The sequence below is a fragment of the Micromonospora foliorum genome, assembly GCF_022229015.1.
In the GTDB taxonomy this organism is placed as follows: domain Bacteria; phylum Actinomycetota; class Actinomycetes; order Mycobacteriales; family Micromonosporaceae; genus Micromonospora; species Micromonospora foliorum.
On sequence record NZ_JAKKFF010000361.1, the window covers coordinates 1 to 9,577 of the forward strand.

Here is a 9,577-nt window from a genome sequence, read left to right on the forward strand (position 1 = left end):
ACGACCGGCCCGGCGCCCCCACCGCCGCACCGCGCGGCTGACCATGCGGTCCAGGAAATCGGCCGATGCGGACGTCTGACCTGCACGCCGACCTCCGTCCCCCGTCCCGGGCGTCCCGCCCCGCCCACCGTGCCGTCACGTCGGACGCCGTCCGTCCGGTCCGGCGCGCGACGCCCCGCCCCCCGAGCGCATCGCCGCCCGACGCGGCCGCCTCGGTGCCGGCGGCAGGTTGGCGCGGTGGCCACCGTCGCGCCGCCGGTCGCGCCGCGGTCGTCGCCTCGGTTCTGACTGTCGGTCTCGGGTGGCTGCTCGCCATCCTCGTCGCGCCGCACGTCACCCTCTCGCCGGGTGCGCGGATGGTTGCCCTCTTCTGCCACCTGACCTGCCTCGTGGTGGGCTTCGGCGCGGTGCTGACGGTGGACTGGTTCAGCCTCCGCTGGCTGCTGCGCCGGGAACCGCTCGGCACGGTGCTGACCGCCGCACGCGGTGCGCACCTGCTCATCTGGCTGGGCCTGGTGGGTCTGCTCGCCAGTGGGGCCGCCCTCGGGCCGGACACGTCGTCCGGGCTGGTCTGGGTCAAGTTGCTCGCCGTGCTGGTGGTCGGCATCAACGGGCTGTTCCTCGGCCGGGTCCGGGATCGACTCGTGGCCGTGCGGGGCCGGCTGCCCTGGTCCGTCCTGCTGCCCGGCGTCGCCGCCGCCACGATCTCGCAGCTCGCCTGGTGGACCGCGACCCTCGTCGGCTTCTGGAACGCCAACAGCTGAGGGTCGCCGGGCGCGGCGGTGGTCAGGCCGGCGTCGGGTGTCGCGCCGTGAACCGGGCCCGGGTCAGGAACGCGAGTTGGGCCCGCTTGTCCGGCATGTCGATCTCCGAGTCGAAGGTGAAGCCCTCGATCTCCAGTCGGCGCAGGGCCAGGTGGTTGCGGACGTCCGGCTCGACCACGATCCGCTGCGCGGCCGGGTCGCGGAACAGGAAGCGGGCGACGGCCGGGCCGACCGCGTTGGTGAGGCTCCGGGCGAGGCGTCGGTCGGGGCTGAGCAGCAGGTGCATCCCCACGTCGCCGGGCTGGACGGGGTAGCGCTCGCCGACCGGGTCCGCCTCGGGCTGGTAGCTCTGGAAGAGGCCGACCGGGTCCCCGTCGACCGTGATCAGGTACGCGTGGTGCGTGGGCAGACTGTCCACAAAGGCGTAGATCTCGCGTACCTCTTCGAGGGTGTGCGAACCCATGCCCCAGAAGGAGTTGCGGGGGAGGGTCACCCACCCGTGCAGGAGGGCGGCGTCCCGTTCCGGGTCCACGGTCACCAACGACAGCTCGCCGAGACCGGCGATCTTCTCCTGGTACGTCATCGGGCGCTGTCCTCTGTTCCATCCGGGGTGCAACTTAGGTTAACCTCCCCTAACCAAGGATGACCTTACCTGGAGGGGTGCGTGAAACGGAACTGGGAGGCCCTGGTCCTCAAGGCCATGGGAGGGCGGGACTTTCGGTTGACCGTCCTGGGCACCGAGTCGATCGACGGGCACTACCAGCGGCTCCTCCTGGACGGGGGCGGCCTGCTGGAGACGTGTGGGGTGCACCCCACCATGTGGATCCGGCTGTGGTTCGACAACGACGGCCGGGCCCACCAGCGCGCGTACACGCTGGTGGACCCCAATCCGACCACCGGCCGCTTCACCCTCGAATTCGCCATCCACGACGGCTGTGCGGCCCGCTGGGCCACCACGGCCAAGGTCGGCGACACCATCGGCGCGACCATGCAGGGCAGCGCGTTCGAACTGCCCGACCCCGCGCCCGAGCACCTCTACCTGGTCGGCGACGCGGCCTCCCTGCCTGCGGTGAACAGCCTGCTCGACGCGGGTGCCGACATCCCGGCGACGGTCTGGCTGGAGTACGCCCACGAGGGCGAGAAGGCGCTCGCGCCGCGGGCTCGGGCGCACCACGACGTCACCTGGGTGCCCCGACGCGACGAGGGCCAACATCTCGTCGACACGGTCTGCGCGGCCCTGCCGACCAGCGGCGCGGGCCACTACTGGGTGGCCTGCGAGGCGGCCACCACCCGGGGCATCACCCGACACCTCCGCAAGACGCTTAGCGTCGACAAGGACCGGTTGACCTCCCTCGGCTACTGGAAAGCGGCATGAAGGGCCGGCTCGGCACCCTGACCGCGCTGTACGTCACCCAGTACCTCGGCGTCGGCTTCATCACCGTCGGGCTCACCGCCATCCTGCGCGACGGCGGCACCTCGCTGGACACGCTGGCGCTGTTGCAGATCGTCGGCCTGATCTGGCCCATCAAGTTCCTCTGGGCGCCGATCCTCGACCGGTACGGCTCGCGGCACCGCGGCCACTACCGCTCCTGGCTGCTCGTGCTCCAGACCGCCCTGGTGCTCGCCCTGCTGGCGCTGCTGCCGTTCTCCAGCCCGGCCGACGCGCTGGGCCCGATCATCGCGATCTGCGCCGCGTACGTGTTCTTCTCGGCCACCCAGGACATCGCCGTGGACGCCGTCGCGGTCCGGATGCTCGCCGAGTCGGCCCGGGGGACCGGCAACGGCATCCAGGTCGCCGCGAGCTATCTCGGCAACCTGCTCGGTGGCGGAGCCTGCGTCCTGGTCTACGACCAGTTCGGCTGGGCGCCGGCGATCGGCCTGCTGGCCGCGATGACGGCGGTCGGCCTGCTGGTGGTGTGGCGGTTCCGGGAGCCTCCGCGTACCGATCGGGTGGAACGGGTCGGCGCGGCCTACCGGGCGTTGCTGTCGGTGTTCGGCCAGCCGGGCTGCCGGTGGTGGACATTCGGCGTGGTGCCGCTGGTCTACGTCGGCGCGGGCATGGCGTACGCCCTGGTCACCCCGGCGCTTGTCGACGCCGGGTGGTCGTTGGGTCGGATCGGCGTCGTCACCGGCGTGGTGACCAGCGCCCCGGCCATCGTGGCGGGTCTGGTCGCGGGGCTCGGGATCGGGCGGTTCGGGCGCGGCGGCGTGCTCGTGGTCGGCGGCGTGGCGCTCACCGTGTCGACGTTGCTGCTGTTGCCGCTGATGAACGGCCGCGCGCCGCTGGGCGGGACGGTCGCCGCGCTCTGCTGCTTCATGGTGGCCTACACCATCGCCAACGTCGTGCTCTACACGGTCAACATGGACTACTCCCGGCCGGACACCGGGGGCACCGACTTCACCGTGCTGTCGTCGTTCGGCCTGGTCTGCTCGTTCTTGGCGGCGTCCATCGGTCTCGCGGCGGCCGACCGGGTCGGCTATCCGGCGGTCGCGGTCGCGGCCATCGTGCTGGTGGCCGCCGGCGTCGCCCTCGGCCTCGCCCATCAGCGGCGATTCCCGCACCGGCCCGGCCCCACCGTCGGCCCGTCGGCCGAGCAGCCCGCAGTGGACGGCGTCAAGGCGGTGGCGTGACCAGCGTCCAGCCGGCCACCGACACCGCGACATCGGCACGACTGCCACAGCGATGGCTCATCCTGGCCGTGCTGTGCGTCGCGCAACTGGTCGTGGTGTTGGACAACACCGTGCTGACCGTGGCGGTGCCGGTGCTCACCACCGAGTTGGGCGCCAGCACCGCCGAGGTGCAATGGATGATCAACGCGTACGCGTTGGTGTTGTCCGGGTTGCTGCTGACCGCCGGTAGCGCCGCCGACCGGTACGGCCGCCGCCGGATGCTGCTCGCCGGGCTCGTGCTGTTCGGGGTCGGTTCGCTGGCCGCCGGTCTGGCCGGCACCAGCGGGCAGCTGATCGCCGCGCGGGCCGGGATGGGTGTCGGTGGCGCGCTGCTGGTCACCGCGACGCTCGCGGTGGCGATGCAGGTCTTCGACGCCGCCGAGCGGTCCCGGGCGATCGGCATCTGGGCGGCCACCAGCGCGTTGGGCTTCGCCATCGGGCCACCGATCGGCGGCACGATCCTCGCGCACCTGCCGTGGGGCGCGATCTTCCTGATGAACGTGCCGATCGTGCTGGTCTGCCTGCTCGTCGGTCGCGCGCTGGTGCCCGAGTCCCGTGGGCCGGCCGGCGGCCGACTCGACGTGCTCGGCGCGGTGCTCTCCACCGCCGGCCTGACCGCGGTGGTCTGGGCGATCATCTCCGGCCCGGAGCGCGGGTGGGCGTCGACCGAGGTGATCGGCGCGGCGGTCGTCGGCGTACTCCTGCTCGGGATCTTCGTGCGGTGGGAGCGACGGATCGCGCACCCGATGCTGGACATGGGCTTCTTCCGGGACCCGCGCTTCGTCGGTGCGATCTCCGGAATCGTGCTGATCACGTTCGGCGCCACCGGAGCGCTGTTCCTGCTCACCCAGCACCTCCAGTTCATCCGTGGGTATCCCGCCTGGGAGGCCGGTCTGCGGATGGCACCCTTCGCGCTGTCCATCGTGCTGCTCAACGTCAGTGGTGTCGTCGCCAGCGTGATCCGTCGGCTCGGCCTGGCGGCCGCCATCGCCGTCGGCATGACGCTGCTCGCGGCTGGTCTCGCGCTGGTCACCCTCTTTCCGTCCGACGGGTACGGGGTGCTGCTGGTCGGGCTGCTCGTCATGGGTGTCGGTTGCGCGCTGGCCAACCCGGCCATCGTCGAGGCGGTGATGAGCGCGATTCCGGCGGCGAAGGCCGGCGCGGGCGCGGGTGTCGACGGCACCATGACCGAGGTGGGCAGCAGCCTCGGCATCGCGGTGCTGGGTGCCGTGCTGAACGCCCGGTTCGCGGCGCTGCTGCCGGCGGCCCTGGCCGGCGCCGGGTCGTTTCCGGCGGCTCTCGCCGCCGCCGGTGAAGGGGCGGAACGGGAGGCCGTGACGGTCGCCTTCGCCTCGGCGCTGGAGACGGGGCAGTTGGTGGGTGCGGCAGCGGTGTTGATCGGTGGCCTGGTGGCCGCCGGGTTGCTACACCGGGCAGACCGCACCAAATCAGTCCAATAAGGGTAGGCTACCCTAATAGTGACATCGTGGTAGTCGACGGAGGCGGTATGCCGCTCTACCTGACCGCGCTCAACCCCACCGACGCCGTCCTGGACGGGTTCCTCCCGGCAGCGGCGGCGCTCGGGCTGTCGACCACCGTGCTGACCGACCGGCCCGCCGAATGGCCGGCGGACGTGCGGGTGGCGCGGTGCGCGGTCCGCGACCCGGCCGCGGTGGTCGCGGCGGCGGCACCCACCGGACCGGTGGCGCTACTGTCCAACAGCGACCATCTCCAGGAGGCCACCGCGATCGCCGCCCGAAAGCTCGGCCTGCCCGGCAAGGACCCGGACGCCGCCCGTCTCTGCAAGGACAAGGCCGCGGCCCGCCGGGCGGTCGCCGCTGCGGGCCTCGATCTGGTACGCACCGTCACCGTCGACCCCGGCGCCGCGCCGGAGGTGCCGAGCGGGATGTTTCCGGCGGTGGTCAAACCCCGCGAGGGGGTGGCCAGTGAGGACGCGTACCTGGTGGCCGACCATGCCGAGCTGGCCGCCCGGGTGGCCGAGATCCGTGGCCGGCGGCCGGACGTGGCCCTGGTGGTCGAGGAGTACCTCGACGGCGAACTGCGGACCTTCGAGACCCTCGGCGACGGCACCGAGCTGGCCTCCCTCGGCGGGTGGCGCACCGGCCTCGGCCCGCCACCGACCTTCACCGAGGAGAGCCTCGCCTGGTCGCCCCCGGCGGAGCAGGCGCGCACCCAGCTGCGGGCGCGGCTCGACGCGCTCGGGGTCGGCTTCGGTGCCTGCCACACCGAGTACGTCATCTCCGCCGGCCGGGTCCGGCTCATCGAGGTGAACTACCGCCTCATCGGCGACCGGATGGACCTGGTCCTCGCCGACCTGCTCGGTGTGCCGTTGTTCGAGTACGTCATCCGGCTGCACCTCGGCGAGCCGCTGACCGCCCTCGGCCTGCCCGACACCGTCGACCGCTACGCCCGGGTCGAGTACGTCTGCGCGGACCGGTCCGGCCGCCTCGTCGCCGCACCGGGCCCGCTCGACACCGTTCACGGCGACGTCCGGTTGGGCTGCCGTCCGCTGCGCGAGGTGGGCCGCACCGCCGAGCACACCGGCACGAACCGCGACTACCTCGCCGTGCTGCACGGGATCGGCCCCGACGAGGGCAGCGTCCGGCAGTCGCTGGCCGCCCTCCGCGGCGACCTCAAGTGGACCATCGTCGAGTGAGCGACGACTGCGAGCAGGAGGTCTTCGCCCGGGTGCTCGACGCCCTGCTGCGCGAGGATCACCTCGGTCTGCGCAGCGCCGGCCGACCGGACGGGCCCGACTGGTGGCAGGTGCCGCACCCCGCTGGCCTGCTGCGCATTCCGGTCCGGGCGGACGGGTTCCAGCAGGCCCTGCGCAGCGCCGCGCCGCTGGTGCTGCTGGTGGTCGGCGACGGCGACCCGCAGCGTACGGAGACGCTGGACGGGCTGTTGACGCTGCTCGCCCCGCGTGACAACGCCGAGGCCGAGGCCGGCTGGCGGGACTTCGGCGTCGAGTGCCGCGCCGACCTGCGGGCCCGACGGCTCGCCGCCCGTAACCGGGCGCGGGTGCTCACCGAGGTCGCCGCCGAACGCGCGCTCACCCCGACCGGCCTGCCGGCGGCGCTCCTGGACGACGTGCTCGCCGCCCACCACGGCCACCCCGTCTACCCCACCGACCGGTGCCGGCACGGTCTCCGCGACGACGAACTGCTCCGGTACGCCCCGGAGCACGCCCCACGCTTCGCGCTGCGCTGGTACGCCGTCCCCGCCGAGGACGTCCGGCTCGCGGGTGACCTCCCCTCGTGGTGGCCGCGCGCGCCGCGACCGGGTCAACTGCTGCTGCCGGCGCATCCGATCACCGTGGCCCGCGACGCGCTCCCGGTGGCCGACCTGCCGGTGACTCCGGTACGACCCACCCTCTCCATGCGGACGGTGGCGTTGGAGGACGACCCGTACCTGCACCTCAAACTGCCGCTGCCGACCGCGAGCCTCGGCGCGCGCAACCGACGCACGCTGCAACCGGGCTCGCTCGCCGACGGCGCGGCCGTCGCCGCGCTGCTCGACCGGATCGCCAGCGCCGAACCGAGCTTCGCCGGCCGGGTCCGGCACGCCGACGAGAGCACCTGGGCGCACGTCGACGGAGACGAGCGACGCGGTTTCCTGCTGCGCCGATTTCCGTGCGACCTGGCTGGCGTCCAGGTGGTGCCGGTCGCGGCTCTCGCCGCCGCCGACCCGGTGGCGGGCACGGTCCTCGAACGGATCAGCCCGCAGCGGCCCGTCGCGCTGCTGGAGTCCTATCTGGACCTGCTGCTCGACTGGCACGTCTTCCTCTGGCTACGCCACGGGATCGCCCTGGAGGCGCACCCGCAGAACATCCACCTGCTGGTGCACCCGGACGGCACGGTCGGCCTGCTCTACAAGGACAACGACGGCGCCCGGCTCGACAGGCGGCACGACGGCCCGAGCGGCCTCGCCCTGCACGACGACCGGATGTGGGTGCGTGACCCGCAGGAGTTGGCCGACGTGTTCATCACCATCACCCTGCACCTGGCCGCCGCCGCGCCCCTGGTCGCCCTGGCCGCCCGAGGTCTGCCCGTGCCGACACCCGCCGAAGCGCTGGCGCCCCGGCTCGCCGCCGCCCGCGACCGGTGGGGCGACGGACCGGCGGCGCGGACCTTCACCGAGCGGGTTCTGCACGCCACCCAGTTGCCCATCAAGGCGATGCTCACCGCCGGCACGCTGCTGCCCAAACAGCGGCTGGGCTGCGCCGACATCAACAAGTACTACCTGCGTACCGGCCCGAACTACCTGCGGGAGACACGATGACGAGCGCACAGTTGCGCTCCCGGCCGGCCAGCGACACCGGTCCGCGCGCCGACCTGGCCGCCGCCCACGCCGTCTTCGGCTGCCTGCTGCGCGAGCTGGCCCCGCCGGACGGCACCCCGACCGTGGTCGACGGTGCCGTACGGCTGCTGCTGCGGCACCTCGACGTCACCGTGCGCTGCGAGGTCGCGCGACTCTCGCCGCTCGGCGCGCACCGCTACACCGGCCCGGTCCAACGGAGCACCGGCGGCGGACGGTGGGCAGACCTGGACGCGGACGGGTTGGCCGCCCTGGTCGCGGCGGAGCTCACCACCCGTACCGGGCTGGTGAACGACGAGTTCGTCGAGCAGGTCCGGGCCAGCCGGGACACCGTGGCCCGGCTGCTGGCCGACCGACCGGCCGAGGACCCGACCCCCACCGGTGAGCCCGCCATCGACGCGTACGTCGACTCCGAGCAGTCGCTGGTCTTCGGCCACCCGCACCACCCCACCCCCAAGTGGCGCAGCGGTGACCCGGACAGCTGGCGGGCGTACGCGCCGGAGCTGCGCACCGCGTTCCGGCTGCACTGGCTGGCCGTACCGGACGATTTGATCGCCGACGCCGGGCCGTTCGATCCGCTGGTGGCAGCCCTCGACCCGCCACGGCCCCCGCGTGGGCACCGCGTCCTGCCGGTGCACCCCTGGCAGCTGTCGCTGGCCCCGCCCATCCACCCACGGCTGCGCGACCTGGGGGCGGCTGGTGTGCCGGTACGGCCGACCGCCAGCGTCCGCACCCTCTACGCCCCCGAGGCCGACCTGTTCGTGAAGACCAGCCTGCACGTGCGGATCACCAACTGCCTGCGCAAGAACGCCCGCTACGAACTCACCGGGGCGGTGGCGCTGACGGACCTGCTGGCCGGGGTGCCGCTGCCGGACGGGGTGGGGCTGCTCGCCGAGCCCGCCTACCGCACGGTCGACCTTCCCGGGCTGGACGAGGCGTACGGGACGATCCTGCGCGGCGGTCTGCGCCCGCACCTACGTCCCGGCGACACGCCGGTGCTGGCGGCGGCGCTGGCCGCGACGCCGCTGGTGACACCGGATCCGGTGGCCTGGTGGCGCGCGTACGTCGGTCTGCTGGTGCCGGCGGTGCTGCGCGGCTGGCTCAGCCACGGCGTCGTGCACGAGGCGCACCTGCAGAACGTGGTCGTCGTGCTCGACCGGGACCGCCGTCCGGTACGCATGCTGCTGCGCGACCTGGAGGGGGTGAAGCTGGACGCCGATCGGTGGGACACCTGGCCGGACGGCGTCCCGGCGCAGGTCCGCTACGGTCCCCGGGCCGCCCACCGCCGGATCGTCTACTGCCTGTTCGTCAACCATCTCGGTGGGATCAGCGGGGCCCTCGCCGACGCGCGTCCGGGAATCGAACGACGGCTGTGGCAGGAGCTGCGCGCCGTCGTCGAGGCGGTGTCCGCCGACCTCGGTGAGCCGGCGGAGCTGCGCGCGCTGCTGACCGGGGAGCCGCTGCTGGCCAAGGCGAACCTGCTGGTCCGGTGGCGGCGCGACGCCGACCGGGCCGCGCCGTTCGTGCCGGTGCCGAACCCGATGGGTGGGCCACGGTGACCCGACCGGTCTACGTCCACGACCTCGACGCGCTGGCCGGGCAGGCCCGGGCCATCCGGGAGGCGCTGCCCCGGCCGGTCGAGCTGCTCTACGCGGTGAAGGCCAACCCGGACCCCGGTGTGCTGCGAACCCTCGCCCCGATCGTCGACGGGTTCGAGGCCGCGAGCCGGGGCGAGCTGCGGAGGCTGGCCGAGGTGCTGCCGGGACGGGCGCCGGCCGCGTACGCCGGGCCGGGCAAGACCGACG

General features: G+C 73.4%; 8 protein-coding genes and 1 pseudogene. 8 read left to right on the forward strand and 1 reads right to left on the reverse strand.

All coding sequences use genetic code 11. From position 1 onward, the window contains the following. The first annotated feature begins 65 nt into the window (after positions 1 to 65). On the forward strand, positions 66 to 764 hold the full coding sequence (locus PSH25_RS24445; RefSeq protein WP_238661299.1) for a hypothetical protein: 699 nt from the start codon (positions 66 to 68) through the stop codon (positions 762 to 764). Between the two features lie 22 nt (positions 765 to 786). Here PSH25_RS24445 and PSH25_RS24450 read toward each other — a convergent pair whose 3' ends face one another. Then, entirely contained in the window at positions 787 to 1,347 is a 561-nt protein-coding gene (locus PSH25_RS24450) for a GNAT family N-acetyltransferase (RefSeq protein ID WP_238661300.1), read from the reverse strand. 81 nt (positions 1,348 to 1,428) lie between these two features. Between PSH25_RS24450 and PSH25_RS24455 the strand changes: the two genes are divergently transcribed. The 7 genes and pseudogenes from PSH25_RS24455 to PSH25_RS24485 all read left to right on the forward strand — a co-directional run. After that, complete coding sequence (locus tag PSH25_RS24455; protein ID WP_238661301.1) at positions 1,429 to 2,139, forward strand: siderophore-interacting protein; 711 nt, start codon at positions 1,429 to 1,431, stop codon at positions 2,137 to 2,139. After that, positions 2,136 to 3,395 carry an MFS transporter gene (locus PSH25_RS24460; protein ID WP_238661302.1) on the forward strand — a complete coding sequence of 420 codons (1,260 nt, stop codon included), beginning with the start codon at positions 2,136 to 2,138 and terminating at the stop codon, positions 3,393 to 3,395. Before PSH25_RS24455 ends, PSH25_RS24460 begins: the two co-directional genes overlap by 4 nt. Next, on the forward strand, positions 3,392 to 4,894 hold the full coding sequence (locus PSH25_RS24465) for an MFS transporter (RefSeq protein ID WP_238661303.1): 1,503 nt from the start codon (positions 3,392 to 3,394) through the stop codon (positions 4,892 to 4,894). Before PSH25_RS24460 ends, PSH25_RS24465 begins: the two co-directional genes overlap by 4 nt. A gap of 47 nt (positions 4,895 to 4,941) precedes the next feature. Beyond that, positions 4,942 to 6,111 carry an ATP-grasp domain-containing protein gene (locus PSH25_RS24470; RefSeq protein ID WP_274527907.1) on the forward strand — a complete coding sequence of 390 codons (1,170 nt, stop codon included), beginning with the start codon at positions 4,942 to 4,944 and terminating at the stop codon, positions 6,109 to 6,111. Further along, positions 6,108 to 7,736: an IucA/IucC family protein gene (locus tag PSH25_RS24475; RefSeq protein WP_238661305.1), complete on the forward strand. Its 1,629-nt coding sequence runs from the start codon at positions 6,108 to 6,110 to the stop codon at positions 7,734 to 7,736. The genes PSH25_RS24470 and PSH25_RS24475 overlap by 4 nt, the downstream gene beginning before the upstream one ends. After that, complete coding sequence (locus PSH25_RS24480; protein WP_238661306.1) at positions 7,733 to 9,331, forward strand: IucA/IucC family protein; 1,599 nt, start codon at positions 7,733 to 7,735, stop codon at positions 9,329 to 9,331. The genes PSH25_RS24475 and PSH25_RS24480 overlap by 4 nt, the downstream gene beginning before the upstream one ends. Then, positions 9,328 to 9,577 (forward strand): annotated as a pseudogene (locus PSH25_RS24485) (type III PLP-dependent enzyme); the annotation flags it as partial. The gene PSH25_RS24480 and the pseudogene PSH25_RS24485, both read left to right, overlap by 4 nt.

Coding starts and splice junctions, on each gene's coding strand:
- PSH25_RS24445 (WP_238661299.1), top strand. CDS start 66: ATGCGGACGTCTGACCTGCACGCCGACCTCCGTCCCCCGTCCCGGGCG.
- PSH25_RS24450 (WP_238661300.1), bottom strand. CDS start 1,347: ATGACGTACCAGGAGAAGATCGCCGGTCTCGGCGAGCTGTCGTTGGTG.
- PSH25_RS24460 (WP_238661302.1), top strand. CDS start 2,136: ATGAAGGGCCGGCTCGGCACCCTGACCGCGCTGTACGTCACCCAGTAC.
- PSH25_RS24470 (WP_274527907.1), top strand. CDS start 4,942: ATGCCGCTCTACCTGACCGCGCTCAACCCCACCGACGCCGTCCTGGAC.
- PSH25_RS24480 (WP_238661306.1), top strand. CDS start 7,733: ATGACGAGCGCACAGTTGCGCTCCCGGCCGGCCAGCGACACCGGTCCG.